Origin of the sequence: Aeromonas sp. Prich7-2, from assembly GCF_017939255.1 — a bacterium.
Lineage (GTDB): Bacteria > Pseudomonadota > Gammaproteobacteria > Enterobacterales > Aeromonadaceae > Aeromonas > Aeromonas caviae.
In genome coordinates, this window is sequence record NZ_JAGKRI010000002.1 from 1 (window position 1) to 26,031 (window position 26,031).

General features: G+C 49.7%; 25 protein-coding genes. 5 read left to right on the forward strand and 20 right to left on the reverse strand.

From position 1 onward, the window contains the following. Positions 1-124: 124 nt before the first annotated feature. The 9 genes from J9892_RS00080 to J9892_RS00120 all read right to left on the reverse strand — a co-directional run bounded on the left by J9892_RS00080 (position 125) and on the right by J9892_RS00120 (position 9,350). Complete coding sequence (locus J9892_RS00080) at positions 125-2,584, reverse strand: phosphoadenosine phosphosulfate reductase (protein WP_210537747.1); 2,460 nt, start codon at positions 2,582-2,584, stop codon at positions 125-127. A gap of 109 nt (positions 2,585-2,693) precedes the next feature. Then, positions 2,694-3,227 carry a hypothetical protein gene (locus tag J9892_RS00085; RefSeq protein ID WP_210537750.1) on the reverse strand — a complete coding sequence of 178 codons (534 nt, stop codon included), beginning with the start codon at positions 3,225-3,227 and terminating at the stop codon, positions 2,694-2,696. A gap of 295 nt (positions 3,228-3,522) precedes the next feature. Then, positions 3,523-4,209, reverse strand: a complete 687-nt coding sequence (locus J9892_RS00090; protein ID WP_210537752.1) for a zinc-finger-containing protein — start codon at positions 4,207-4,209, stop codon at positions 3,523-3,525. Positions 4,210-4,701: 492 nt separating this feature from the next. Next, positions 4,702-5,058: a hypothetical protein gene (locus tag J9892_RS00095; RefSeq protein WP_210537754.1), complete on the reverse strand. Its 357-nt coding sequence runs from the start codon at positions 5,056-5,058 to the stop codon at positions 4,702-4,704. Between the two features lie 125 nt (positions 5,059-5,183). Continuing rightward, on the reverse strand, positions 5,184-5,735 hold the full coding sequence (locus J9892_RS00100; protein WP_210537756.1) for a hypothetical protein: 552 nt from the start codon (positions 5,733-5,735) through the stop codon (positions 5,184-5,186). Between the two features lie 391 nt (positions 5,736-6,126). Then, complete coding sequence (locus J9892_RS00105; RefSeq protein ID WP_210537758.1) at positions 6,127-6,768, reverse strand: hypothetical protein; 642 nt, start codon at positions 6,766-6,768, stop codon at positions 6,127-6,129. 252 nt (positions 6,769-7,020) lie between these two features. Then, positions 7,021-8,115: a hypothetical protein gene (locus J9892_RS00110; protein ID WP_210537815.1), complete on the reverse strand. Its 1,095-nt coding sequence runs from the start codon at positions 8,113-8,115 to the stop codon at positions 7,021-7,023. 67 nt (positions 8,116-8,182) lie between these two features. Beyond that, positions 8,183-8,722, reverse strand: a complete 540-nt coding sequence (locus tag J9892_RS00115) for a single-stranded DNA-binding protein (protein WP_210537760.1) — start codon at positions 8,720-8,722, stop codon at positions 8,183-8,185. Positions 8,723-8,891: 169 nt separating this feature from the next. Beyond that, on the reverse strand, positions 8,892-9,350 hold the full coding sequence (locus J9892_RS00120) for a hypothetical protein (RefSeq protein ID WP_210537762.1): 459 nt from the start codon (positions 9,348-9,350) through the stop codon (positions 8,892-8,894). Positions 9,351-10,112: 762 nt separating this feature from the next. Here J9892_RS00120 and J9892_RS00125 point away from each other — a divergent pair. Genes J9892_RS00125 through J9892_RS00135 form a run of 3 tightly spaced genes read left to right on the forward strand, consistent with a single transcriptional unit; the run spans position 10,113 to position 11,644 of the window. Continuing rightward, positions 10,113-10,532, forward strand: a complete 420-nt coding sequence (locus tag J9892_RS00125) for a CFI-box-CTERM domain-containing protein (RefSeq protein WP_210537770.1) — start codon at positions 10,113-10,115, stop codon at positions 10,530-10,532. 2 nt (positions 10,533-10,534) lie between these two features. Then, positions 10,535-11,029, forward strand: coding sequence for a PD-(D/E)XK nuclease family protein (locus tag J9892_RS00130; RefSeq protein WP_210537776.1), 495 nt, complete (start codon positions 10,535-10,537; stop codon positions 11,027-11,029). 9 nt (positions 11,030-11,038) lie between these two features. After that, on the forward strand, positions 11,039-11,644 hold the full coding sequence (locus tag J9892_RS00135; RefSeq protein WP_210537778.1) for a hypothetical protein: 606 nt from the start codon (positions 11,039-11,041) through the stop codon (positions 11,642-11,644). Positions 11,645-11,719: 75 nt separating this feature from the next. Here J9892_RS00135 and J9892_RS00140 read toward each other — a convergent pair whose 3' ends face one another. The 4 genes from J9892_RS00140 to J9892_RS00155 are packed head-to-tail and all read right to left on the reverse strand — an operon-like array spanning position 11,720 to position 16,397. Continuing rightward, positions 11,720-13,189 (reverse strand): conjugal transfer protein TraG N-terminal domain-containing protein, encoded by a 1,470-nt coding sequence (locus J9892_RS00140; RefSeq protein ID WP_210537780.1) that lies wholly within the window; start codon positions 13,187-13,189, stop codon positions 11,720-11,722. Then, positions 13,186-14,709 carry a conjugal transfer protein TraG N-terminal domain-containing protein gene (locus J9892_RS00145; protein ID WP_210537782.1) on the reverse strand — a complete coding sequence of 508 codons (1,524 nt, stop codon included), beginning with the start codon at positions 14,707-14,709 and terminating at the stop codon, positions 13,186-13,188. Before J9892_RS00145 ends, J9892_RS00140 begins: the two co-directional genes overlap by 4 nt. After that, complete coding sequence (locus J9892_RS00150) at positions 14,709-14,996, reverse strand: hypothetical protein (RefSeq protein WP_210537784.1); 288 nt, start codon at positions 14,994-14,996, stop codon at positions 14,709-14,711. Before J9892_RS00150 ends, J9892_RS00145 begins: the two co-directional genes overlap by 1 nt. Before the next feature lie 60 nt (positions 14,997-15,056). Further along, positions 15,057-16,397, reverse strand: coding sequence for a hypothetical protein (locus J9892_RS00155; RefSeq protein WP_210537786.1), 1,341 nt, complete (start codon positions 16,395-16,397; stop codon positions 15,057-15,059). A gap of 146 nt (positions 16,398-16,543) precedes the next feature. Here J9892_RS00155 and J9892_RS00160 point away from each other — a divergent pair, with 146 nt between their 5' ends. Both J9892_RS00160 and J9892_RS00165 read left to right on the forward strand, forming a co-directional pair. Beyond that, positions 16,544-16,861 carry a hypothetical protein gene (locus tag J9892_RS00160; RefSeq protein WP_210537788.1) on the forward strand — a complete coding sequence of 106 codons (318 nt, stop codon included), beginning with the start codon at positions 16,544-16,546 and terminating at the stop codon, positions 16,859-16,861. Continuing rightward, positions 16,858-17,142, forward strand: coding sequence for a hypothetical protein (locus J9892_RS00165; protein WP_210537790.1), 285 nt, complete (start codon positions 16,858-16,860; stop codon positions 17,140-17,142). Before J9892_RS00160 ends, J9892_RS00165 begins: the two co-directional genes overlap by 4 nt. 28 nt (positions 17,143-17,170) lie before the next feature. Here the strand turns inward: J9892_RS00165 and J9892_RS00170 are convergent, their stop codons facing one another. From J9892_RS00170 to J9892_RS00200, 7 genes are all read right to left on the reverse strand, one after another. Further along, positions 17,171-18,175, reverse strand: coding sequence for a TraU family protein (locus J9892_RS00170; protein WP_210537792.1), 1,005 nt, complete (start codon positions 18,173-18,175; stop codon positions 17,171-17,173). Between the two features lie 64 nt (positions 18,176-18,239). Continuing rightward, positions 18,240-18,893 carry a DUF1525 domain-containing protein gene (locus J9892_RS00175; protein WP_210537794.1) on the reverse strand — a complete coding sequence of 218 codons (654 nt, stop codon included), beginning with the start codon at positions 18,891-18,893 and terminating at the stop codon, positions 18,240-18,242. Then, positions 18,893-21,862, reverse strand: a complete 2,970-nt coding sequence (locus J9892_RS00180) for a conjugative transfer ATPase (protein WP_210537796.1) — start codon at positions 21,860-21,862, stop codon at positions 18,893-18,895. The genes J9892_RS00175 and J9892_RS00180 overlap by 1 nt, the downstream gene beginning before the upstream one ends. 9 nt (positions 21,863-21,871) lie before the next feature. Then, on the reverse strand, positions 21,872-22,318 hold the full coding sequence (locus tag J9892_RS00185; RefSeq protein ID WP_210537804.1) for a hypothetical protein: 447 nt from the start codon (positions 22,316-22,318) through the stop codon (positions 21,872-21,874). Next, a complete protein-coding gene (locus J9892_RS00190) occupies positions 22,272-23,792 on the reverse strand; it encodes a TIGR03752 family integrating conjugative element protein (RefSeq protein ID WP_210537806.1) in 1,521 nt (506 codons plus the stop codon). The genes J9892_RS00185 and J9892_RS00190 overlap by 47 nt, the downstream gene beginning before the upstream one ends. Further along, positions 23,789-24,721 (reverse strand): TIGR03749 family integrating conjugative element protein, encoded by a 933-nt coding sequence (locus J9892_RS00195; protein ID WP_210537808.1) that lies wholly within the window; start codon positions 24,719-24,721, stop codon positions 23,789-23,791. The genes J9892_RS00190 and J9892_RS00195 overlap by 4 nt, the downstream gene beginning before the upstream one ends. Then, entirely contained in the window at positions 24,721-25,374 is a 654-nt protein-coding gene (locus J9892_RS00200; RefSeq protein WP_210537810.1) for a DUF2895 family protein, read from the reverse strand. Before J9892_RS00200 ends, J9892_RS00195 begins: the two co-directional genes overlap by 1 nt. Between the last annotated feature and the right edge of the window lie 657 nt (positions 25,375-26,031).

Sequence of the window (26,031 nt, forward strand, 5' to 3'; positions counted from 1 at the left end):
TGAACAGTGATTCCGGGATGTTGAACACTGTTTCCGGAAAGGAGGGGCGAAGTGTTCAGGTTGAACCGGAATGAGCGTTCACATTGGTCCGGAAATGGTGTTCACGTTGAATCGGAATTGGTGTTCATGATCGGCCGGAATATGCATAAGTCACGTTAGGGTAGGCTACGTCACTAAAAACTGATGAGGGAGAAACCCCCTCCCCTGTCTCCAACTGACGTTGCAACCGGACTAGCTCGGTATCAAGATGCTTGCGCACCAATGAACCGACTTTGCCGCGGAGTTGCGATAAGCTGGCTGCAATCTGCCTTTTCCATCGCTTTTCCAGTTGCAGCGATGCTGCGTTGATCCCGCCGTTTGTTAACCGAGCGACCCTCACAGCAATCACAGAGGAAATCCTGCACTCCAGATCGAACCCTATACGTTTGGCTTGCTCTTGTGCCTCAACCTCCTGCTCAGCAAACAGAACATGCTCAACATCGGCCCAGAAGGCGGTGTTGTTCTGACGATGGTAGTCCAGCGTGAAGCTGATCCAACATAGCCTGCGCATTTGTCTCGCCCTGGCCAGATGTTTGATCTCGTGACGACGGTATTCCGCCTGGACGATTTGCCGGTACTCAGGGGTACTCAGAATTTCCAAGTCACTTCGGCAGTAGATGCCCATTAACGACTGGTCACCAGATAACCCCATTTGCCGCATACGTTGGCCACGTTGGGCCATCATATGCATATCTGCAACCTTGCTTGGTGTGATCTGCACCACACCAAAGCGCAGCAGATATAGAACTGCAGCAGTGTTCGTCATCTCACCAGCCTGGGCGGATTCTCTCATCCGGTCATACTCTTCCCAGATGATCCAGCTAGCAACATCACCATCAATGGTCAGTTGCTTTGCTGTCTCTACCGGCCCGATTGTGCGATTTCCATCATGAGTGCGAACCTTGGTGGCAGCCCTCCGATCGTCTTGGCCATCAAAGTAGGTGGCCGACAACATCGGATCGGACAGCCCATCGGTCAGCTCATCAGACCCCCATTTAAGATTTGGGATCTTCAGCCAAAACTCTTGCGGAATCTTGGTCGCCGGTACCGCTGTTGTTAACTCAACTTCTGTGAGCAGCTCTATGTTTCCATCCTCCCAGACACTGCGATAAATCTCTATCGCTTGGAATGGCGTTGAATGAAAGCAGTGGAAATCCCACAGCCAACTCACGTGTAACAACTGCTCAGGTGACACAATCCGGAACTGGGGTTTAGACATGCGCTGGTTATAGTCGTTGTCCTCAATTTCACCAAGGAGTAGTTTCATCTCCAGCTCCTCTGCCCTTTGCTGCTCCACATAGTCTGCAGAACAGCATAAACGCAGCAGTCGAGCTAAGAAACTAGGCGAAAACACGTCAGGCTGTACCTTAATGAATCCACCAGCGTAGATTGTCCTTCCAACAGGATGACGATCTTCCCAAGACCATTGCTTGACACCTAAAAGCCGTTGGATGTTGTTAAGGTTCACCATGTAGGCGTAACGGTCAACCAGGGTTTTAACCCCATTGACCTCATGATAAAGCATGTTTTCCATGCTTTTATCTGTACCACCTCGAAGGCAAGTCCAGCATCCAGTTCTAGCGCCGCAGGCATCAGAGACCTTCCTTTCGCTTGCACTCCAGATACATTCACCTGTTGCATCACGGTACAGCTCAGCCAGTTCTCTGTTATTGGCTTGGTAGCTTGGTAATGGCAAATGCGCTGATGCGTCGTTACCGCAGCTCATTAGCAGTTCCCACACATCCCCTTGCGACCAGTGCCGAATGGGGTATAGCTCCCACCCTGCACTTGTTTTGACCGGCGCTGTGGCGTGTCCTCCGCGCTTGGCGATATTACCAGCTCGGGTAGCGCCCTCTGCATCACGAGAACCCAGCACTAGACAAACCTTCTCACGCATATCTTTCGGCATGCGCTTGATCATCTGTGCCTTCACTCTGTTGCCTGTTGTTACCTTCAGGTCAATGCTGCATTGTGGCGAGGAGCTAGTGACATACGTGGGAAGGCCTCGGCCAGTCAAAACACGCCCTGTCCAAGACGATGCAAGACTTGGCTTGCCAACTACGATAGCCAGTGGCAATCGCTCCTTGTCGATGAGCTCCTGTATCGCGGCAAGCTGCCGGTCAGCGAGATTGCGCACTTCAGGATTCTCGACCTGTGTATCAGTGTGACTGATCCAGTGGTAGGCAGAGATCTCGTTGCCGCGGCCCTCACGAACTAGCCCTATCATCGCGAACAGCAGCAGATGTAGAGTACCCGTCGAATCCTTCCCCCCACTGAGCGCAAGAGAGATGGTAAACCCATCGAGTAAGGTGGCTCGGATGGCAAGTACAGCTTCAGTGATCATGCTGGACAGTGGCTGCCCGGTCGTATCACTGATCGCAGCCATCAGTTCCTCGTTGTTCAGCAAAGTTTCCCTCAGCTGATCCCACTTGTCGCCACGGTAAATTGTGGCCTGAGGCTGCGCCAAGGAGGGCTCCGCAATGCTGATTGCACAAGCTTGCTCATCAAGAAAATCGATGTGTTCGAAGAGATCGAAGTTGTCCATGTGTTGTCCTTAATTGGTTGCCCGGGTAGGGCGGGTTGGGGTTGGTCACTGGTGGCGCGTTACAGACCAAGCGCCATGAATGACCCGAGCGCAAAGCCCGGGGATTAGTTCAACTATCGAGATAGTCAGGGTGGTCTAGCAAAAACTGGTACGGATTCCCGTGGTATCGCAATAGCAGCGAAGCCCATTTCACACCACGCCTCCACGAACGAAGGTCAGTTAATTGATCAAGTCGCCCAGGAGCGTGATTGCGATATCCGAGTTTGATGGCATGAAGTACGCATTCATTAACAGAACTGAACAGTTCATGCGTGATGGGGCCATTGACATCGTAGAAGCTCACACGATACCCCCCCCGAGCAGAAGGCTCGGGGAAGACTACGGCTAGAGCCCCTTTCTCATCACTTAGCTCCAGAGAGAGCCCAGAGCCGCCGTTGGCTTCAATCAAGCTCAGACCGATCTGCACCCTAATCGAGTGCAAATAGTCTTGCATGACCTCCATGAGCCGGCCGAAGCAGATCTCTTGATCTTCAGGCTCACTGAATTTCGCCAGAAACTCGATCATCGAGGCGCTGGGTTCTTGACCTAACAGATCGTCATTAAAATGCGGACACTTCCGCACATGTGCTTTGGTTAAGAGCATCGGTTGTTCCTTAGAATTGCCTAGAGGCGGATTGGTATTGGTCGCGAGTGGCACGTTGCAGACCGAGTGCCATAGAGACAGCCAGGGCTGTTTCTGCATGTGCGCTGACGCCGGAGATATGCCGGTGAACGGACATGCAGAATCAACCTCGAGGGCTTGGGTGAAAGATCACGGGTAGGGCTCAGGGGGATGATGTGTGCCTGGCCAGCAGTCAATCGGACGATAGCCTGAACACGAAAAACCCCCAGCTTGGCCAGGGGTTTGTCTTGAGAGTATTGCTCCCGGGTTGATCGAATCACGGTACCAGGGACAGCTGTTGGGATACCCCGCCAACTCCTTGCCCCTCTCTTTGAATACGGTCAATTTCCTCAAGCATGATGTTGCGGATTTCCATTGCTCGATTGACCTCGACCACCAAACTGAAATGGCACTGGTGCAGAGGAACGCCCAACAACGCAGCAAGCTTCACATAGCCGCGTTTATTGTCTATGCGCCATTGTTCACACAGTTGGTCATAAGCTTGATGCAATATGCCACGCCAGCGGCGAGCGTCGCGGTCGGCCATCAAACCCAATGGCCATCCATCACCTTTGTGATAGCCACAGCTGCGGCCACAGGTGCAACGGTACATTGGGTAGCGATGGGCTTCCTGCCCTTTCCGGCTCACCTGCCGACCACAATCACAGGTGATCGTGAAAATAGGGCAATGCGCAGACTTGCGGCCGGCATGGTAGTCACAGATGAGCCTGGCAATGTAAGTTGCCTTCACTCGCTGGTCCTCTTTAAAGCCCGACTCTGCCGCAAGCCATGTCACGGCCTCTTCGGGCAGGCTCCAATCATCAGTCGATCCGTACCGGCGGCAAAGCCACTCACCGATCACTGCATACAGAAGCACATCAACACCATCGATGCCGCTTTGCTGGCATTGTTCTGCCAGTAGGCGGCGCAGTGCTTTGGGGGGGAGATAGTTCACATTGGACATATCAAGTTCCTTAATGGGGATTGCCTAGTTGGGCGGGTTGGGGTTGGTCGCGAGTGGCACATTGCAGACCGAGTACCATGAGACAGCCTTGGGCTGTTTCTGCATGTAAGCTGGCGCCGGAGAAATACCGGCGAACGGACATGCAGAATCAGCCTGCGAGGGCTTGGGTGATAGATCACGGGTGAGGAAGTCGGCAGAAGACCGGAGGATTGGAAGTTGGTGCCGAGCCAAGCGGCTCGTCCACTAATAGGCACCGAGGACTCAGACAGATTAACCTACGGGCCCGGTAATTGGCAACTAAGTGACCGTCCGGTTAGTTCAAAAAATGCCAGTCATGTCGGCGGGGTTGAAAAGTAACGATTTTATTTCTTGCATGAGCAGCTGCTATTCAGCGGGCTGGAGTAACACTTAATGCCAGTGGATAAGCTGCACAGTGGCAGTTTATCCACTTGGCCATCACATCAGGAGCCAGTAGCCGCTCCGGGTGAATCATCAGCTACCGGGGGTATCGGTGGTTGAGGTTTGAGGAGTTTGAGCCGGTTGCTCTGGTTCTTGCTGCTTCTGCCGTTTCTTATAAGGCCGGCGCTTGCCTGTGCTTGGTCGCCCTTGCGATGCCGCGACTAGATCCTGAATATCAATCCCGGAATCTGCCATTCTCTCGAATAGTTCGGTGATTTTGGCGGCCTTTTGATTTTGCTCCTCTTCCAGTCTCAGCAGCTCAAGCTCTTCATTCTCGATGTAGGTAGTCAGCAAGGCCTGCAGTTCTTTACGCTGCTCAAGCGTTCCAAGCTTCTTGGCTAGTGTCATAATGTTGCGCGGGGTATAGCCACGCTTGTTTTCTTGTTGCATCAGGCGTCCTTTAAGAAACCGTTATCCATTCCTCAGCCCAGAGGTGACTTCCGGGCCAGCAATCAAAACGCCTACATAATAGATGGACTGACCGCGGTATGCTAGCCAGCCAGCCCTGCACCTAATTAGGTGATTGACCCCAGGCGCACTTCTATCATCTCGAGATGCTTTCCTGAGGGGGCCAGCAAGTCTCGATTAAAACGAAATCTGTGTTTGACTGCCATGACAAGGTTTTTCTCACTCCCCCCCAATGCCGTACCGGTGCGATCAACGACCAACACAGTCTGACTCTCGCGATCAACCAAGCACAGCCATGGAGCTGGAGGCGGATTCATGATGTCCGATATGCTGAAATGAATCTCCTCTACGAAATTTAATTTCTGCATAATGCGGAGACGAACTTCTGTTGCCATAATGCGCAACCATGCATCATTGAACTCCCTTACATTTTCGGCGCAAAAATAAGGGAAATCCGGTGATAATATGGTCCCATACTTTCTGAAGTCCGGGGTCCAGCTTGGCGCCTGCATTGTGCCAAGTAATGTTTGCGCATATGCCGCATGGGTTTCCGACGCGAACAATGAAACGCGGTTCTCTAGCCAAGTTTCAACATCTTCTGGTTGAACCTCTTGGACCATAAATAAATCATTGTTAAATGACTTTTGAAGAAGGTACATATCTCATCTCTTAGCTCAGATGCCGTTACACAGGTCTAATTACAACGAAGACCTAGCCTTACGCGCATTGGCCATCACAGGTGCAGTAAAGCCACCGGGCTTGTGCGCGGCATAAAAATATTCCTGAGACAGGCTGATATAGCTGCAATCCTTATAATTAAAAATCAAATATCAGCATTCCTCTGCACACAGTTTAAGGCTGCAGCGGATAATGCAACCCGACCTTCCTGAGCCATAGGAAATGGCTCAGGAAGGGCTGGTTTGCCCTCTGACGAAAGAAAATAATATTTTATCTCCCCGGGATGTAGCTGACCGGAAGTATTTATACGTGAATGTTCTTGGTGTGTTCAGTGAAATAAGGGGGCCGTAAGCCCCCTAGTTTACAGGTTAATTAATATAGGTAATTGTCTGGCCGGTTAAGTTGCCGCTCATAATGGGCGTAGGTGGCTGTTGGGTTGAAATCCCAACCGTCATCTTCGTCCGTCATGGCCATCGAGATAACCTCATCCAGCCAGCCCTGCATTTCAAGCCACAGGAGCAGTTCATGTTCCTTGTGGCTCAGTTTTGAGCACCGTCGTAGATAGTTCCGCCTAGTGACTACCTGCCGGAAAATCCCAGCAAGCATGCGTTCGGGGTTGACATCTAACATGATGCAGCAATGCCTAAAGCTGAAGGGTGCAAGCTCTTGTTTGAACAACCATTCGATCCCCAACTCCCTCGATTCAGTGCCGCACTTTGGTGAAATCAGGCCATAAATGGCATCATTCAGTACAACACCGCATAGAGTTGCTATACCGTCATCGGACCAAACAAGCGAGCCCTCTTCAGGCCTGTCTTGCAGATCCGGTTGGTCTTCCTGGAACAGTTCCGGGAACAGCAACGGTAATGGCATTGCACTGTTATTGGTCAGTGAAACAGGCTCACTGACAACAGCCTTAGATTTCGTTGAGCCTTTTGGCTTTATTGCCCGTTCTGAGGGGATGAATAGCACATCCTTATCAGAATCAAACATGTCTCGTTGCCAAAGTATCATGGTGCCCTCCATAGAGAAGGAGGGCGGCCCGTAGGGCAGCCTCTCCCCTACGGTTCTTGGTTATGGGCTTTCGCCCGGGTTGGTGTTGGCCGCTAGCGCGATTTGCAGGCCTATTCGCGTGATCACCCGAGAGTAATTCGTCGTTTTCATCTATCTACGAATAACTCTTTCGAGAATGAGAAAGAGGACCAAAGGCCCTCATTCTGTTGTTACAAAGGTCTTAAACCGCGGCGAACCACGAGATCTTCATCCTTACCCATGAGTGACAGCCTCCATCTGGTCGAGAGCGGCTAGCACCCATGCGCGATCATCATCGCTCATTCTGGTTGACTTGAAGTACCCACGAAGAGCACCCCATTGCTTTGTCTGAACTGTCCGGCCAAAACCGATCCGGACATCCCCACGCAACCGATCTGAAGGTAAGTAACCACCCCATGGGAATTTGATAATTTCCTCTAGTGTGGTTGGTTTTGCATCGTCATGAGCCACCGGCGTTTCCGCTGGCTTCGCTTCGACCTGGGCGGCCGGCGTTTCTGCTGGCTTCGCTTCGACCTGGGCGGCCGGCGTTTCCGCTGGCTTCGCTTCGACCTGGGCGGCCGGCGTTTCCGCTGGCTTCGCTTCGACCTGGGCGGCCGGCGTTTCTGCTGGCTTCGCTTCGACCTGGGCGGCCGGCGTTTCTGCTGGCTTCGCTTCGACCTGGGCGGCCGGCGCTTCTGCTGGCTTCGCTTCGACCTGGGCGGCCGGCGCTTCTGCTGGCTTCGCTTCGACCTGGGCGGCCGGTCCACTATCTACGAGGACAGTAAGCCCCCCATCTTTAGGACTGATACTCGCTTGGCTTTCATCTGCTGCGTAAACGCCAGTTAATAACCGGATCGTTTGAGCAGTCGATTTGTGGCCCAACGACCTATTGGGCATATGGCACCAGGCTTCTGTATTGAAGAAGTTCTCAGCCAGATACTCCCGGTGCACAAACCGCCCGCCATCAGCAGCTACCAATGTAGTCTCAATCCACTCATGCCCACGAACATCTTTAGCCATCTCAGCGAAGGTAAGGATGTTTTCGGAGTAGGTATGGATGATCTCTCTGACGCCAGCCTGTTTTGCAAGCTGCAGCCATCCATCTACACGCAGCCCGATCTCAATCCCCAGGTTGGTGCGACGAGCAAACAACGTCCCATCGAAAGGGTTGAGCTGGGTGCGCTCGATGAACCGAATGGTCTTCTTGAAATCCAACGTAGTCGGACTGTAGCCAGCGCAGATCACTTCTAAGAACAACAGGTCTCGAAGCGTGTCATTAACTTCGTCGATCTGGACACCAAGAATTTTATCTACGGTTTGAATAGCCATGTTTTTCTCCAAAAAAAAAGCCTCGTCAATGCGAGGCTGGTTGGTGTTGCCATTTCAGGCTGATTGGTTAGGCGCGGCGACGGTGGTCATATTCCTGTTGCCGGGGTCCCTGCTGTTGCTGGGGGCTGGCCTGGTGTTGCTGGGGATGCCCCCAGTTTTGCTGAGGTTGTTGCGAGCGTGAGGCTTGTTGAGGTCTTTGAGACTGCTGACTCTGCTGACTCTGCTGACTCTGCTGAGGCCGCCCTTGCGAGTTTTTGGCAAAGCCGGACTGCTTCAAACAAGCTATTGCCTCGACCGGAATGTGTACGTTGATACACGCCACCTTAACCTTTAGCCCAGAACGGGTTACCCCACCCTGTTCCCAAGATTCAAAGGCGAGCCGCCCAGAAATTTCAAGATAGTCACCCTTCTTGATGGCTGGGGTTTTTTCCCCAGAAAGCTCCACCCGAATGAACTGGGTACGATCTACCCACTGTCCTGATTTGGGGTCCCGATAACCATCATCGATTGCGATGGTTGCCGGGCCATACGGTCCATATTGACCCATCCGGATGTCGGCATGGCTCACGTAACCGCCAAGCCTCACCTCGTTTGTCTTGTTGCTCATTCTCATAGTCGTAATCCTATGTGGTTGATGTTGGGTGGCTGTACGCCTGCGACTTAAAACCCCTATCGCTCTTTGCCACTTGGCAAATCATCTCAGGAAAAAGCGTGCTTTCCTGAGCCGATTCACATAACTGCATGCGATAAGAGGCTGCCCTGGGGCAGCCTCTTTGTCACATTGGACGTGCTTGAGGGAAATCTTGTTCCCGTGAGTATTCAGCAGGCTGGTACGCCTGCTGTTCGACTTCATTTTCATCTGAGCTTTGGGGATGAAGGTTCATCCCTGCAGCCTGGGCGCGCCAACTAGCCTCTGCCTGAGCAGGTCTAGCAGGTCTAGCGGGCCTCGCGGCCGCGGGATTGACGGTAGCGCCGACGACCCCTGCTGCACGAAGACGTTCCTCAACAGCGCTCTCTACTGCTGCTTTAAAACGTACCTCCGACAACTCATTACTAAACTCTTGTTTGATGATGTCTGCAGCCATTGTGGCGGCTTCTGCCATCATGGCTTTTTTGCGATGGCCATCCAGTTCGCGCTGGTCAGCCTCAGTGCTTTTGAGCAGTTGTTCCCTCATTCCGCCGGCAAAGGCAAAAACGAGAATAGCGAAGAACCCCAAGACTATGATGGTTTCCATATTGCCTACCTTAAAATCTGGCGTGAGCCTAGTTAAGAGTTAACCTGTTGGTTGGGTTTGATGTGCGTGGTGCCGAATGGCTGCTAGATGGTTACACGGACTAGCTATTCAGGCATGTTGCCCGAAATTCATCATGCCGATACAACCAAGTATGGGTATGTAGAATCAAGGGAAACTGCATGATGCTGACGTATGATGGAATTGAGTGTGCAAGCCCCTGAAAAGGGGACTTGCAAATCACCAGGAACGAAATTTGGCTTTCGTGGGGTGGGATAAAGTGAGGGATCGCCATACGGCAATCACAGGTTTTGAAATCTGCCACCCGGCGATGCAGCAGGCAGAGAAAACGGCGAGTTCACCAGCGAAGGTTATGTCCATGAAATTTCCTATCGTGTCGTGGGTACATCAAACCACTCAGAAAGCAGTTTGATGTACCCACGACAAGGAAATTGGACGCTGGGATCTGTCAACAGACAGGGCGACTTGCTTAACCCCTTGGTCGCCTACTACTGCATAGCAGTAATTACTTTATAATCTCGCACGTTGATGGAAAATTTACAACCCCCAGCTTGCTCACTACTAGCCACGGGAGTCTTCGGCATGCGATCCAGGTGTTGTTCGCTGTAACCCTGCCCAGTGAAGCTCCCCCCCCCGCCGACCATCAATCTCTCAACAATCGCTCACCTCGTGCTTGCACCCTGTCAGGTTGCGATAATATGGAGCGGTAAGTCCTTCCGCTGAAATGAGACGAGGGTAGCCGGAATGAACGACAGGAAACTGGTGAGTGCCAGCAAAATCGGCAAGATGGCATGGTGTCCGCATGGCAGCAGCCTACAAGAACAAGGGGTGATTGCGAGTGCTCAGAGCCAGGCAAAGGCTGACTATGGCACAGCAAGTCATGAGAGCGTGACCGCGGCGGTGTTCGAACAACAAACACAGGACCAGCGCTGCTTCGTAGCGAGTTATGCACTAGGGTCGAACCATCCAGCAACACAGCGACTACGGGATTGGCGAGATAGCTATCTGAGCCATCATTACCTTGGCCGCATATTGATCAAGGCTTACTATGCATTGTCCCCCTTCGCCATCAAGTTGCTATCTCCCCTCCCGGGTGCACAGACTGCAGTTGCCTCACTGGTCCTGGCTTTCGCCCGGATGGTGGCAGGAAATAAGGATGCATAATTATGGCATTTCTCATTGCCTTCGTGGTTTTTGTCGCACTGTTGTACCTGGCTCGGCGCAGGTCACATCGGCCTGGCTCACCTTTAGGGATTGAGGGCAAGATAGTTTATGCCGACCAAGGGCGAAAATCGAAGCTGTTCATCAACAAAAAGTACGGAATAACAGCGAAACCTGACTTCATCATTGCCACCCAGAACGGTCAAAACGTGATGGTTGAATACAAGAGCCGTGCGGGCCGAGTGTACCAATCTGACATTGTTCAACTGTTGGCATCCGTCCTCGCTGCACGTTCAGAAATGCCGATCCATCGAGCAGTAGTCGTAACCAAGGGGACCCGGCGTGAGGTGGTGCTGGGGAGCGACGAGCAGATATTCAAGGAAATATCAAAATTTGTTTTGTTGGCTCGACGAGCTCAAGAGGGAGAAATTATCAAGATATTCTCATCTCATCCAGGAGTGTGCCGAAGCTGCTCGGTTGCACACAGCTGCCAACGTTGATAGGGGGTGATGAAAGTGATCAATCAGATATGCACCAATGCCTTGATTTGGGTTGAAAGAAAATCAGGAAATCTGATGCCTGTAAATGGACCTCTTGCATTTTCATATGTGGTCTACCAACTTACAAAGTCCACAGAAGCTGACTATGCAATCAATCAAATTCAATTAGTCTCAGGGTTGTTCACAGTAAAGGCTCATCATGGTGGATTGTCATTCAGTATCTTGGCTGGATGCATAATGCTACTTAGTGTCGTGGCTATTGCAAAAATTTGCCATAGGTTACGTTGGCCAATGCTCGGTGGTAGGGTGTCCATAGCTGCAGTTCTCCTGCCTGCTCTGGTTGCCTGGTGGATGTACTCCTTGTTCTATTGGCAAACAACTAGCGGGGATCTGTTCCTGCTGTACCCTGCCATGTTTGGCATCTGTTTTACGGTTCTGTTTTTGGCATTCAAGGTGCCATTCATTACGATTGTGGTTGGAATTTTCTCGGCCATTTACTTGAGAAACTCAAGCGCATTCTCCGCTGACCATGATTCGGGTAGGTCTGAATCTGACAGGGCAGAGGCTGAACTTGAAAACCAATACGATTGGCATCGTAATGGGGTTGATGACTGAACCACTATCCATCAGAATCGAAAGTGGGGCCAAAGGCCCCATTTTCATATCGTGAACATTTGTGGTCTATCAACGTCATTTCATGAATGAGGCTCCCATTTTTGTGGCTAGTCCGGCCCCCCCCTTGGCCATTGAGAGCAGTTTCCCGACGTTCCCAGATGAACCACCAAAGTCGGCGCCATGCGACCCAATTCCCGGCATGACAACCTGTATGCCGACCAGCCCCAGGATGAAGAACCAGACCCAAGGCAAATAGGTGTAGAGCTGAAGAGCTGCGGCACGAGCATATGTTCCATTCGTGGAAACGGTAGCAAATATAACATCAACCAAACTTCCTACCCAGGTTGCCAACGCCACGATCGCAGCAGTGAACTCAACCCCGAAATAGAGACCCGCAAGCAGCAGGGTAACTTTGATGTCGAAGCCTCTAAATACCAAGATGATGGGTATAACCAACAGAAGAATCATTTGCGCAACAGCCATCTGAATCGGGATAGACTGGCGGAACACAATTGCGTCTGGAGCGTTGACAGCATTCGCAACCGATGTTGTGAATGCGGCGATCATCTGAGCAATTTCACTATCCTCATTGTTGGATCTGGTACCCACACTATCTTCAACGACTATCTTACCGCCTGGTAATTGGAAGGCATCACCAATAGCTCTTTTGGTACTACCAATCATCTCACCAGCAAGCCGATACGCGATCTCTTGCTCTGAGAGATTATGTTTTTCGGCCATCTGCTTCAGCATGACAGGAAAGCCATCGGTTTGATTTAGGCGCTGCAAGCTACTATCCATCAAATGAACAAAGGCTTGATTGCACCCCAGTATTGTTTGTCCGCCAGAACTATCACCGGTCATACCCAGGCCGGCGGCAACCTCACTATTAACGAGAACAACACTCCCTTCCTTCTTGTACTGAGCGATGAAATCAGGATGGCCTATCCACCAGGCACCATCAAACTTCGAACCCTGGGACACTTTGCCGGAAGCGGGTGCGAGACAACTCTTGCCCCATTGTTGGGCTAGTTCTCGATCTTGTGGGTTAGTGAAATTTGCGGTATTTACGTTTGAATTTATTGCTGCGATGTCCTCAGCGCATGGTGTTGTCGAGATAACCACGTTTGTGGTGATACTTGAGAAGTCATGCACGGCAGCCCAAAACAATGGCGCCTTGGTACTCGAGCTATTGAAATTTCCGACCATACTGATAACAGAGTTTGTTGGATTTGGTGCACCAGGATCAACACACGAATTTGCAGGCCGTGTTGTGATATTGCTTGTCACATCCACCACAGGAATAAAGGCCAGAATAAATACAGTAAATATGCCGAGTAAGCGCTTCCTCAGGAATTTAACGGCTAGCTCTCCGGCATTCCCTTCATCATCCCCCTGGGTCATGGCCTCAACTATAGACTGAACTATAGCCACAAAGAATGGAGCATAGACTAGGCCGCTTACACACAATGCTTCAACTACAACATCCATCATGTGTACCCCCATCAAGAGGGTGTACGGATCAATCCAATGGTTCGCGATCATGATGATTTTCCGCCCGACTTCATGAATGACTTGCCGGCGGAGTTCGCCATGCTTCCCGCTTGTTGCTGGATGCGAGCGCCTGTATTGAGCCCAGAGCTTACGTTCTGCTCCACTCCTTGAGAGGCACTTCCTATCATCTGGCTACCACCCTTAATGCCGACATATGCCATAAGGGCCATCCACAACTTTGGTAGCAAGTCATATGAGGTGTAACCAACTCTGGTCAAGATGCTTTCTTGCAGCCCAGACACGAATGTTGCAGAGCCCGCCCCAACCCCACCGTTTATACTTGAGTAGAAGAATAGATTGAGGGTGTTATCCATCCAGGTGGCCAGATTTACAAAGACCAACGTGAATTCAAGCCCAAAGTATGTAGCACTGATAGCAAGAGCGGTTTTTATATTGAAACCAGAGAATACCAGCAAAATTGGCGTGGCCATAATAAGAGCCATCTGCATAACACAGATTTGGATCGGTGTTGTATTCTTCAACACAATCGTGCCCGGCGCCTTTAGCAAATTTCCCACCGCAGTTCCTAGCCACCCAATCATCTCCTTCATGTAACCAGAAGCGCTGTCTGGTGCAACAGTGTGGTCTGTTTCGCCTGCGAATAGATTAGTGAGTTGGGCGCTTGCTTGTGGTTGCACTTTGGCTACCTTCGACATCGCCAACTTCTTCTCTGTCTCTGAGTCTTGTGAAGCGTTTATCAATATTTCCAGTGACCCTTGCGACTGGCTTCTTGCAGCCGAAACTGCTGCAGCCTCTATATGCTGGTATGCGACATCGCAATTTAGCCTCACCTCACCGCCTTCAGATAGCCCAACCGGCAAGCCAGCTGCGATAGCGGACTCCCTGCTTATTAAAACCGTATTTTGTTCCTTCTTATAAAATTCACGCAGTGACTGGGAGCCAGCCCAGGTAGAGTCGTCAAGACTTCCTCTACGGGTTGCATCACCAACTGCCGGACTGAGGCATGCTCGTTGCCAACTATCAGCGATCGTCTGGTCATAGCTATTTTCGAGATTTGCTGCCTGAATATTCACAGAAGCCATCTGCAAGTCAGCTGCACAAGGTGTATTGGCAATAACTGTGTTTGTAAATGTCGAAGAATAGTCATGAACCGCGAGCCACCAAACCGGCACTTTGGTGTAACCCCCTTGAAAATTCCCCATCATCATTTGCTGGTTAGTTGTTGGAGGTGCCTGGATTCGCTGATCTCCATCACAAGAATAGTTGCTAATGTTGACATCAAATCTCATCTGGCTGTTCGCCATTGGAACGAAGGCTAGAATAAACACTGGAAAAATGATCAATAGCTCTTTGCGAAGAAATTTCACCGCTAATTCACCGGCATTACCCTCATCCACGCCCTGAGTCATTGCCTCAACAATTGATTTAACGATCGCAACAAAAAATGGTGCATAAACCAATCCACTGGAGCAAAGAATTTCTGTGATCACACCCATTGAGTGCACACCCATCATAAGCGTGTACGGTTCAATCCACTCATTTACAATCATCAGAGTGCCCCATGCATTATTTCAACCGCAGTGAATGCCACAGCCATAAGGATTTGGCTTTGCCACAATAATTTCCTCCCATCTTTGGTTAATTCCTTTTTTGTTGCACGCTCTATTATTTTCGGGAGTGCAATTATTAGAATTGGCACAATGATCCATTTTGCCACTGTGGCACAACGGGCAAATTGCTGCCAAGCCTCACTATCAGTGTCGACAAGAAGTATCAACAATATCGAACAAAATAACACCGCAAGTATATAAATAACAAAAAGGAGGTATTTTCTCATTTCAGCTCCAGGGGTTTATAGAGAAAGCAATGGATAACCATTGCTTTCTACTGAAAGATATTAATTTGCAGTGCCAACAGGTAATTCATTAGTTGGTGTTCTGAACGAGCCCGGTTTGTTCTCCAGATTTGCTCTGCGCAAAATGTCTATCTGTGCGCTGCCGGCGAGCTCCTTCTTGAAGCGAAGTTCACGCTCAAGTAGGTCCATCTCCTGGATGAGCAGGGCTCTTTTGTGGAGTGCTTCAGACCGAACCGCTTCGTTGTTAGTCACGCTTTCATCCCTCAAACCAGCATCCATGATCCGTACAGAGTGAAGAAGTTTTTCGTAAGTGTTGGCCATTGAGATATCGGTCGCCAGTGCCGATACATAGGCCGCCTGTTCTGTTGGATGAATTTGCTTAATCGCAAGCAACAGGTCCCGGGTCACCTTAATACTCGATGTCGATGCGCTCTCGAGATCCTTGGTGGTGATGTTAGAACTAGGTCGCCTTGCAAGATCGAGAAGCTTGGCATTGGTTGCTTCAAACTCCTTGGCATATGCCGCTTTCGCACCTATGCCTCTATCCTCTTCACGAGGGGAAGCGTCACTGTCGGTATACATCCTGGTTTCACCCACAACATCCGAGATGAAGCTGTTGGCCTCCCGGGGTGACTTGAATACGGCCCCCATCCCCATAGCGTTAGTGGCTGATGTAGGTAAGGGTGAGCTATCGGTCGCAGCACGGCCTGCTAACGCATTGAACCCAGCATATGACGTGTGTTCGGTTACCTTGATAGGTTTACCAATCATTCCTCTCTTCTCAACACCGAACTCAACGCCTTTCTTGCCATCGTCATAACTCCGCCCGGCCGAACCATCCTTAAAGACGAGATCCTTTAACTGATAGTTTCCGTTCGCGTGCTTCTTGATGGCCTCCGCATATTCCTCACTCACTGTTAGATTCTTGAGAGCCCCAGCCGGCAATGCATCGAAAACCCCCTGCTGCATCTCCTGGCAGGTCATTACGTTGGTATTGAAAGCATCTGTAGCCGTCATACTCCCTGACATCAAACTGTCATAGAGATCAGGATTCGCTCTCTGAATTGCCATCCCGATGAGGCTAGTGGGATTCACTGCAGCCATCAGTTGACCAACCAGTGATGATTGCAGCTGTTTGAAGGAGCCGGAGTTAAAGCTGCCAAGCAATTCACTGTTCAAGCTCATAGCAGAACACGATAGATCTGCATTCCAACCGGCGGATGCTTTGCTGAATGGTTCGGTCGATGATGGTGCATCGATGGGTCGGCCACCACCAATCCGCTGATTTATTACAGCTCGCTCATCAAACTGAGCAGCCCAAGTTGCCCCACTAACCAAGGCTAGTAGACAAGCCACTGATAAAATTCGTTTTTGCATCGTCATCCCCAAGTTCATGAAACAGCCTACTTTAACTTGCTTGACTCAGAGAAATGGGGTGCATAAATGGACGTGGATTATCCTTCTTGCCAGAAGTTGCATTGCTTCAAGACCGTGATAACGTGGCCCCTGGTAATTGAAGGAGTTGTTTTATGGGTCAAGTCAAGCTTCCAAAGCCTGTCTACTACGATGATCTGAAGCATGCAGACACCGGGCACGAAATGTTCAGCTACCTTGTATTGGCGGCAGATCATTACCAAGTGCCGATGAATTGGGACATGAGCTACCCAGAGATGGCGAAAGCGATTCAAGGGCAATTGCAGGCACTAGATCTTGATTCAGCCGAAGCATCTGCACAGGTTGAAGGGTTGTATTGCATGATGGAGCTGATCGCGCTCATCAATCAAAAGCAACCAGGGGATAACCAGGCTAAGCAGCGGCATGTTCAGAGAGGTGCATTCAAAAAGTGAAAAAACCTGAACCCAGATTGGATCGTGAGGCTGTCATCTCCACAATTGGTACATATATCAAGTTACGAGAGAGCAACGAGGTGCTTGCATCGAGTAATCTTGAAATGATTGTTGCTCGTGTTACCCCCTTTATTGATGAACCAGATGCCATTGCCCTGATCGAAAAATTCATGTCGGCTCGGCACACTTCATCTACGCGCATGCTGACCGATATTTACGATCTTTTGTCTACAACAGGTTGGCAAGTATCGATAGGCCCCTTGATATCAGGTTCCCGATAATATAAGGGCCCATTATGGGCCCTCTTCATTAAATACGATATAGGAAAGTTCCTCTCCTGGCACAGCACTCATACCGTCGCCAAAGTGTGTAGAGGTAATTATGGGTTGGAGAAAAGTCATCCTCGCTGTACTTGTACTCCTCGCTCGAATCTGCAGGGAATGCCTTACATCCAGTCTTACCGCGTGGATAGTTTCTTTGCCATTTGGCCGTTTCATCATCTCCTTCACGGGGAGGGACTGGAGCCCATACTTTGGCAGAACCAGCAGTGTCTGGTAATTTCTGATATATGTGTGCATTCAATGATGTGACAATATCAGCGGCCCGCTGGGCAATTACTGTTGAACCGGTATATCTGTTCGGATTAACGATGGAACCAATTCTGGGGAATATGTGCCCGAAGCGTTCACTCGACTGAACTATGTCGCCATACCCGCCGAGTGCGCTTCCTACAGCCCCGCTAAGTGCATCTCCGCTCTTTGCAAAGATCTTGCGATTGAAGTTGGATGGAAGTACCAATAATGGGGCTTCCAGAAGTCCCATCCGCCACTCCGGATCAAGAGTCGAAACGAAGTAAGGGTTGAACGGCATGACATCACTATTACAAAATCCAGACAAACTCAACATGCTTCCCACGAGATCCCTGAAACCGAGTAAGGCAGGGTTTCCATAGACATTCGTATCGAAGAAGTTCTTATTCGTTGCAGTACCAGTAGGCGATCCGCGGACGCCAGTCCCGACATCGAACCCATGATTCAGACCCCTTGCTAGTGGATCTGTTACTTGTGACATTGGTTTCGTCAACCAGGTGAGTGGGTAGGCCTCCCTATTTGATACTGTCTCGACTATGACATCTGGGTTGTAATGACTGACCACACTAGATGTTCTGACCCTACAATATGGGCCGGCACAGTGAAGCCAGAAGCATACTCCTTTGATTTTGTAGTCGACACATGAAAGGTCCATTGTGTCCGTTATTAGATCGAATATTTCGACCTTCTTATCACCATGAGGAAGAGTGTTATTGGCGTCCATGGCCATCGCCTTTCCACTTATGACCATGAGGCACAAAATTGCAATCCGCGCGCCTAGAGATAGTTTATTCACCATTCCCCCTTGTCGAGCCGTTCAACTCTCCACGGCTTCGCATCATTTCAAAGACCGAGTAGGCCTGTAGCGGATCGAGGCCATACACAATCCATTTTTTATTAAACACAACTGCAGGTACCTTCTCAACATTTAGAGACCGAGCCATCGTCAATGACTCTGCTGTAGTAGCATATTTATCAAGGACACTCTTTTTACTCAGCTTTGCGAACCGTTTGGTGGCGATTGCTGCAGCCTCCGCTTCAGAGGCGGGAAGTCCGGCACTCAATTCCATCTCAAGCTTGTAGATTTCATCTATCTGCCGGATGTGCACTGGTACGATCAACTTTTTAGCTAGTTGAGCACCTTCCACGTCATATCGAAGGCCATCCACGGTAAACACATCTACTTGAGTAACCTGCACTTCAGTAGCTTTAACTTGCGAGCTCAAGAGCGGGATCAGGATGACGAAAACCGTCAAGCTATGTCTAATCATCTGCCGTTCAACCATGCCATTCCGGCCATCCCCGAACAGGACCATTGCGTTAAGCTCAAGTGCTGCAGGCTGCTGATATGGGATATCAGTATCAGGCCCTCGGTTCAGAGTGTTTGTGCGCTTCATCCAGGCTTTCTTCCATGCGGTCCAGGGCCATCTTGCCAGCATCATCAGGAAGCCTCCTGTAGGCGTTGAGAGCGGCTCACGGCGTCCGAGCTGCGAGCCCTGATCTTTAGCCCCCGCTTGCGGTTCAGTTCTTGAGCCATCATCTCTGCGGCTTGGTACTGGGAAGACAACCCATACTGTTCCATCAGGGCACGCCGTTCGCTCTTTTCGTTCGGGTCTGTCATGGCGAGAGTCAAGAATATTGATGGTGGCACCTGACGAACCAACATTTCGCCAACAGTCTTGGGGTTACCCATCACAACTCCCTCTGTGTAGGCCCGTTGCTGCTTAGAGCAGCTCAAGATCATGACTTTCTGTTCAGGGGTCAAATTTCGGTACTTGCTAAGATCCTCCACCTCCTTGAATTCCATATTCAGCAAGAACCACCACTCGAATAGACCAAGCACCTTCTTGATGTCGTCACCTTTGGAGAAGTCTTCTACGTTCTGAGTGGCCAACAACATCCAAAGGCCTATCTTACGGGCAACTTTTACAGCAAATGCTATTTGGTACCCAAGAAGGGGGTTACCGGTGTAGAGGTGAGCTTCATCCACAATATTCACGACATCACGACGTTGGTTCTGTGTTTCTTCCGCCTTGTTAATTACTCTCTGCATGTAGCCAATGTAAGCAAGAGCAAGCTGAGCTGGATATCGGTCCGAACCGTAGACGCCAACATCAAGCACTGTTACATCCGCATCAGGCCAGGGTTCACCAACAGTATTGAACATTCGAGCATCCAGCTCGCCAGTGCAGTACATTTCGAGCGAGGCCGCTAGCTCTTTTAACCGGGTACGCTGGTCAGGTTCCAGCTTGGCCTCCCGTTCCGCGATCTCGAGCATTGCTTCTCGAACATCCTGGGTCAGTGTTTTCTTTCCATCACGGTAACTCTTAATCCCTGCAGCTAAAATGGCTGCACGCATAAGTGCTTTATCCAGCTGAGTGATCCGGGCGTATGCTTCCATATTGCCGCCTGTCACCATGATATAGAGGGACTGCTCCATTTCACCCAAGGGATCCCGTGGTGCATCATCTTCATCTTCATCTTCATCCTCATCATCAGCCGGCGTCTCATGCTGTGCTGTCATGGCTGCCGCCTTAGCTTTCGCCTTGGCTTCTTCGATTTGCTTCACAACTTCGCCGGCATCGAGGAATGGGCATAGCGAAAACTTGGCAGACTTGTTGATCCGCATGTAGTTAACCGTCAGGCCATGCTGGGCGAAATATTCACTCAACAGCTCAAACGACCCACCTTTATCCAGGATGAAAAGCCGTGGCCTATGCACAGCCATCACCGAGGCGGCCATATAGTTCAACGAGGCTGACTTACCTGAGCCTTGGGGTCCGATAACCACCCCATGAGCAGCCCGAACCCGGTCTTTGCCAAACATGTCAAACGTAAGGGGCTCACCCCCTCGATTCCATACCACAAGCCCTGGATTCCCTGTTCCCTGTTCGCGACCAAAGATCGGACACATGTTGGCCAAATGCTGGGAGTAGTAGAGCTGCATGTACTGGCGCTTCGTATCCAACTCTGGCTGGAAACAACCAGGTAGGTGCAGCGGGTAAGATTCAGTGATCAAGGGGTCTGTGGATGCGTCGAGCGCCATGACTCCGTTAGAGAGGAGGTTGTTTTTGAGTGACTTGCACCGGTCCTGCAGATCAACCAAATTTTCGCCGCGCACGTATACGCCCTGCGAAGCATAGAAAACGTCCTGATCATTCTGACGTTGGAGTTCAACTTCATTGAGTGCCTGCTGGGCCCGCTGCGCCTCCTGGGTCTCCCCCTTTTGGGCCGAACTCAAGCTCATGAGGTGCGAATCAATTTTCGTTGGGCTGACAAAAATAATAGTCTGAACAAGCATTGCACCGGCTGGTACAGAATCCATGAGGCAACTCGATCGTTGATTTTTCCCTGTACCTTTAGAAACCTCACCAGTCAATTGCCCCATATCCGGAGCCTGAGTTAATCCCTTAAAACGCATGAATGTATGTGGCATATCATCAAACCACCAACATCCATTGTCAGGGTCAGATATAGGCTCGGAAAACAAAACACTCTCAGCCAGATTAAATCCAAAAGGCTTATCCTTTTTCCGCTTAGGGTAGCCTACCAGTCGATAAAGTGCCTCACGATCACCATTAGTAATCGGTGGGTTGGGATTAAACCAATCCGTTAACCACCGAAATACAGTCTCGCCATCTAAGCGGCGAATCTTTACGCCAGAAGATGACAATAGATGAGAAAAACGATCCGCAACCTCATTAATATCATTTATCGGGTCAAAACTTGCCGACTCCATTTCTATCTTCGTGCAGCGCCTGTAGATTACACAATAAGTTCTCCGCATTTGGCCACGCCATTGTTTGCCAGTGACCTGAACATCCTTAAAAATACCTTCGGCCTGGTTAATGCCACGAAAATGATCCTCAAGAACATCAAGGAACTGTTCTGTGAATTCAGTATCACGAACTTCCTCATGAATAGATGCATATATATCATCAACATATCTATAAAGGTCATCATCCTTCCATGAATATATCTGAAGAACCCAATCAGATCCTCCATGAGCTATTCCGAATGCTTGCTTAAATGCAGCTTGAAGAGTATTCCTAAGTTCAGCAATTTGGTCTTTGGAGCGCCCCTCTGTTGCGATTGGAGATGCAGCGAACACTACTGCTTGAGAATAACAGTCCTCAAGCATAAAGGTTTTACTTTCTTCTAGGTATTCGGTGATTGAAAGCCTATCGGCAAAGCTATTAGGGTTGCGTCGATAATGTGACTGGACCAGTTTTTGTGTAACCGGCCCAAGCTTTCTTGCAAATGATGGCTTACGGGACTCATCAACATAAGATACTTCTTTGGTTTCATGATCCACTTCTGTTTGTACACTGCAGTGTTTCAGGTTTTGCTGAGCAGATGATTTTTTTGCTTGCGGAATAAATATATCTTTAATTTCCTGAAATAAGCTCACGAGTTCACCTTAGTCTTGATATTGCTGATTATCTGCCGCAACTTTACTCTGATCATACCGAGCATCCATTAACGGATAGAGTTCACCAGGAAGAGCATACTCGTCACGTTCAAACATTTTTGTTTCAGTGATGTACGCCGGGATCGGGGATCGCCCCTTTCCCGTGAGATGTGCAGGTACAAAAATATAAAGCGTTGGATTCGGGAGCACCTGATAACGTGGTTTTGGTGAGTTATGCAACTCATACACATCAATGTCAGGTTGGACGCCAACCATTTGAGGGGTTGTCATAATGCGATAATCACGCGCACTTGCGCCACCCCCCATGGTCTGATCAAAAACCATTTCAGCGGTGATGTCAGATTTTGGAATTACATCGTCCTTACTAGCACAACCAGCAAGGACGGCGTTAATCAAAACCACGATTGTTGCTGTAGTGATTCGTTTGTTGAACATGGGATACCTTGCGTCCTTTTTTATCATAATCAATGTCTATTTGGCTGGTAAGGTGAATTTCTACTCTGGTTCCAGGAGGTACGTAAACAGCGTCATATGCCCCTTGCTGACGTTCAGCAAGTGCTTCAGACCCTGATTGGACCCCCTTTCCAATTCCTTTCCCAAGCATGTAATTTATGCTGTTACTTTCGCCGACTATTGACGAACTTGAACTACCATCAGTATTCTTTGTAATCTCCGCTTGCCCATTCGCAAATGCTTCAGCCGCCCCGGCGAATGTATTAATGCCCATTGTCTGAGCTAGATAGGAGGGTAAGTTAGTAATGTACTTACCAGATATGCAAGGTACACCTTGGTAATCAGCTAAATATCCTATCCCTCCTTCTTCCTTACCTTTGCTAGAAACAGTGCGAATGGTCCCATCAGTAAAGGTGTAGGTGACGCTGTTAATCTGTCCATATAAACACTTTAAGGTATAGTCTCCTCTTGCTAAGCCGGATACTACCATCCCTTGAAGGTTTGGGATTTTGATACCGTTGGTAGCCAGGTTTTTTTGGCCTACTACAACTTTGAATGGGAATGGATCAGTTACTTGATTATTAAGTGGAACTCGACCTATCAATGCTGTAGCGCCTACAGAACCGAGAAAACTGGAGTTTTCTGGAATTGTATAAATTGGTATCAAGCTATCCTTTTTCTCATCATCAGAGAGTGTCATAAGGTTTGAGTTGGTACCCTTTGATGTGTGCAGATTCCGATAACCGGAGCCTTTGAACTTAGGGTATTTGAGTACGTCTTTCCCAGTCTGTTCATCAACGACTCGCTGAGCATCTGATGGTACAATCCACTCCAAACTCTCGTCTCCATCAGCAGGCAGTGATATAGGGCCAACAGATTGTGATCCGCTCCCATTTGGGTTAAATAGGTTTGGCACCGTAGGCAAGTCAATGGTTTTTCTTCCATTACCTGCAGGCGTTTCATCTTGTTCCAACCCGAAATCTTTCCCTGGTTGGGTTCGCTCTGGATAAGGGTCCACGACCGTTTCAGTCGCCGCCGGCTGCTGTGGTTCTGAATTCTCTTTGGTCGACAGCTTCATCTCCAGCTCTTCGATCTTTTGCTTCAGCGCTAAAACAGTCGGGCTATCGGCCTCCATGGGCGGTGCAACTGGAGGCGGTGAATTCCTTGAAGTATTCTTCCCTTCTTCAACCTGTACTAAGCGAGAGCTCAAGTCTGTTACTGCTTTAGCTAGTGCTTCAACAGATGTTTCTGGCGTATCCGCGTCAGCACCAAGGCGTGTGTGCCTGCGGTCAATGGTAACCTTTCCCTCCCCCTCCCCCTGCTCCGCTTTAATAGTGTCAGCATGGTTATTCTCTGGAGCGGTGAAGGCCGCGTATCCAGCTACGATGGCGCCCACTAACACCGCTCCAGCGCCAATCTTGAGCATTGGGTTTTCCCCTACCATTACACCACTCATTTATTGCTCCCCTGGCGGTGATACTGATTCACAGCTGGTTGTGATGACGCCACAGGAGCCCATGGAGCAGGGCTTTCATACCGGGAGTCACTAAAGGGGCGGTCGGAGATTACATAAAGCATGGTAGTGTCTCCAGGTACGTTATTCTGATTCAGCTGGATATGTTGTGCGGCAGCATAGGAATATTGCATATTCAAATGAAAGGGATTTACTTTGACCGGGGACGATTTACGGTTAACCAATTTTATAGCAGTCAAATACTGACCGGAAGTGCTTTGCCAAGCTGCTATTGGAGTTGCATCGAAAATACCATATGAGGTATCGATAAATAGATCTCTCATATCTTCCGCACTATTAAGTGCTGTTCGATTTAATCTTTGGTCGTTGGTTCGTAAACGAGGTGGGGCATAAAACTCCCTAGCTGCAAACTGGATCATTTCCTCTGGAGAAATTGCGGCATCTCCAGATGTGTCGAATGGTGTACCTGCAAGGGGATTGTCATCAACAGGTGCCGACTTCTGAGAGCCGGTACCTGTCCCCGAGATGGCCTCCGCAGCCGCACCGGTACCGGCCTCGGACCCTGGCACGGAGATCAGCACTTCATCGAGCGGAGCACCAGCCTTTGGCACTGCAACGAGCTCGAGCAATACAATGTCTCCTGAGTCATTCAACTTCACCTTCACCTGGGTCGGAGCAAACTCATCCTGGGCTGTTAAGTAGAGGGTTCCCTGCATACTGTCCGCATCGAGTTTGTCTGCTAGCGATCGAGGTCGTCCAAATACAACGTGGTCCGGGAAATGTATGAGGCGTTGTTCTCCAACTTGCAGTGGGATCTTGATCGGCTTGCTACGCCATTCAATTGGCTCTACTGCAAATACGGAGCAGGACATAACTAGCGCTAAGCTTGACGCAAGGATACTTATTTTCATCACTGCGCTCCCCCCTCAAACTCAATTCGAAGAGGTTGATTAATGGCAGTGATTCGCATGTTGAATGGGTTGCACACAGATCCAGAGTTGTCAGCAGCAACACGGACACGGTAACGAAGAGCGTGATCCTTTACTGGGGTTCCCTCTAACGATTCGATCAGACGCAAGTCCAAATCAACATCCCAAATTCCCGCGCCAACAAAAGACACTGATCCTTCAACATCCTTTAGATCTGTAATTTCGCTTAATCGTCGAGTTCTATTTGCAGACTGACCATCGCTAACACGGAGAGCGTGCAAAGCGAGTTGTTCGCTTTTCACGCTCTCAGAAATATAGCAAGCATAACGGTTCAGATTCTCTGGCATTTCCTTGTCGCCATTTTTTTTCCAATAGTTTATAGACCTCACAACTTCACTTGCGAAAAGGTATACATTGGGCTTGGGGATGGTGTTGCTATCAAACTGTGCGCCGGCCGATAAATCAGGGGGAATGTGCACAGTAATATCATTCTGGCGGAGTGCACTTAAGACTATCTGAGCTATCAGGATCAATAGTAAAACTCCTGATATGAGCTGCCAGTCCTTAACCCTAGCATCGCTTCTATCCAATGCATTTCTCGCCCTACCTTTATTACGACCAAACACATTGTTCATTATTACTTCCTTACCGGGCCAATGTAGTTAATATTTTTACTCTTTGACAGACGAGTGTCCCACTTGATTTTATCTGTCATCATCCCGTCAAATTTCATCCAGCCACGTTTTTGGGTGTATCGTTTTAACTTGAGCCACATCAAGGGACCATGCCTCTTTTTGGCTGATTCTATCTTCCCTGCTACAAGGGGGATTACGCCAAGGCTTACAATCATCCCAATAACAAATCCTATTAGCCCTTCGCTAATTAACAGTGAAAAAACAATTGCACTTGTACTACAACAGATCACAATTGCTGTGCATGTAACAATTAGCAACTCATCTATTGTTAACCCTTTCCATAGAGCTGGCTTTTTATCAAGCCGCTCTAAGGTAGTCTGTATAGTGTGCTCTCGCCCCATTTTCACAGCCCTATAATATATTAAGTGCCATCACGCCCAGTGATATCCCGAGCGCAACCAAAAGTGCACCAGCCACGATATTGCTTACCAGATCACGCCATGTAACCTTGCGTATCTATTCACCAGGACGGGGTTGACGGCATCAGTTCTGCCGGGATGGGATAATCTGTCTTCTCGATGCACGCCCTGACCACGGCCCTCAACCACTCCTGTGGGCAGCGGCCCAATCGCTTGCCGGTCTCCACCAACGACAGGA

Coding starts and splice junctions, on each gene's coding strand:
- J9892_RS00080 (WP_210537747.1), bottom strand. CDS start 2,584: ATGGACAACTTCGATCTCTTCGAACACATCGATTTTCTTGATGAGCAA.
- J9892_RS00085 (WP_210537750.1), bottom strand. CDS start 3,227: ATGCTCTTAACCAAAGCACATGTGCGGAAGTGTCCGCATTTTAATGAC.
- J9892_RS00090 (WP_210537752.1), bottom strand. CDS start 4,209: ATGTCCAATGTGAACTATCTCCCCCCCAAAGCACTGCGCCGCCTACTG.
- J9892_RS00095 (WP_210537754.1), bottom strand. CDS start 5,058: ATGCAACAAGAAAACAAGCGTGGCTATACCCCGCGCAACATTATGACA.
- J9892_RS00100 (WP_210537756.1), bottom strand. CDS start 5,735: ATGTACCTTCTTCAAAAGTCATTTAACAATGATTTATTTATGGTCCAA.
- J9892_RS00105 (WP_210537758.1), bottom strand. CDS start 6,768: ATGATACTTTGGCAACGAGACATGTTTGATTCTGATAAGGATGTGCTA.
- J9892_RS00110 (WP_210537815.1), bottom strand. CDS start 8,115: ATGGCTATTCAAACCGTAGATAAAATTCTTGGTGTCCAGATCGACGAA.
- J9892_RS00115 (WP_210537760.1), bottom strand. CDS start 8,722: ATGAGCAACAAGACAAACGAGGTGAGGCTTGGCGGTTACGTGAGCCAT.
- J9892_RS00120 (WP_210537762.1), bottom strand. CDS start 9,350: ATGGAAACCATCATAGTCTTGGGGTTCTTCGCTATTCTCGTTTTTGCC.
- J9892_RS00125 (WP_210537770.1), top strand. CDS start 10,113: ATGAACGACAGGAAACTGGTGAGTGCCAGCAAAATCGGCAAGATGGCA.
- J9892_RS00130 (WP_210537776.1), top strand. CDS start 10,535: ATGGCATTTCTCATTGCCTTCGTGGTTTTTGTCGCACTGTTGTACCTG.
- J9892_RS00135 (WP_210537778.1), top strand. CDS start 11,039: ATGAAAGTGATCAATCAGATATGCACCAATGCCTTGATTTGGGTTGAA.
- J9892_RS00140 (WP_210537780.1), bottom strand. CDS start 13,189: ATGATCGCGAACCATTGGATTGATCCGTACACCCTCTTGATGGGGGTA.
- J9892_RS00145 (WP_210537782.1), bottom strand. CDS start 14,709: ATGATTGTAAATGAGTGGATTGAACCGTACACGCTTATGATGGGTGTG.
- J9892_RS00150 (WP_210537784.1), bottom strand. CDS start 14,996: ATGAGAAAATACCTCCTTTTTGTTATTTATATACTTGCGGTGTTATTT.
- J9892_RS00155 (WP_210537786.1), bottom strand. CDS start 16,397: ATGACGATGCAAAAACGAATTTTATCAGTGGCTTGTCTACTAGCCTTG.
- J9892_RS00160 (WP_210537788.1), top strand. CDS start 16,544: ATGGGTCAAGTCAAGCTTCCAAAGCCTGTCTACTACGATGATCTGAAG.
- J9892_RS00170 (WP_210537792.1), bottom strand. CDS start 18,175: ATGGACGCCAATAACACTCTTCCTCATGGTGATAAGAAGGTCGAAATA.
- J9892_RS00175 (WP_210537794.1), bottom strand. CDS start 18,893: ATGATGCTGGCAAGATGGCCCTGGACCGCATGGAAGAAAGCCTGGATG.
- J9892_RS00185 (WP_210537804.1), bottom strand. CDS start 22,318: ATGTTCAACAAACGAATCACTACAGCAACAATCGTGGTTTTGATTAAC.
- J9892_RS00190 (WP_210537806.1), bottom strand. CDS start 23,792: ATGAGTGGTGTAATGGTAGGGGAAAACCCAATGCTCAAGATTGGCGCT.
- J9892_RS00195 (WP_210537808.1), bottom strand. CDS start 24,721: ATGAAAATAAGTATCCTTGCGTCAAGCTTAGCGCTAGTTATGTCCTGC.
- J9892_RS00200 (WP_210537810.1), bottom strand. CDS start 25,374: ATGAACAATGTGTTTGGTCGTAATAAAGGTAGGGCGAGAAATGCATTG.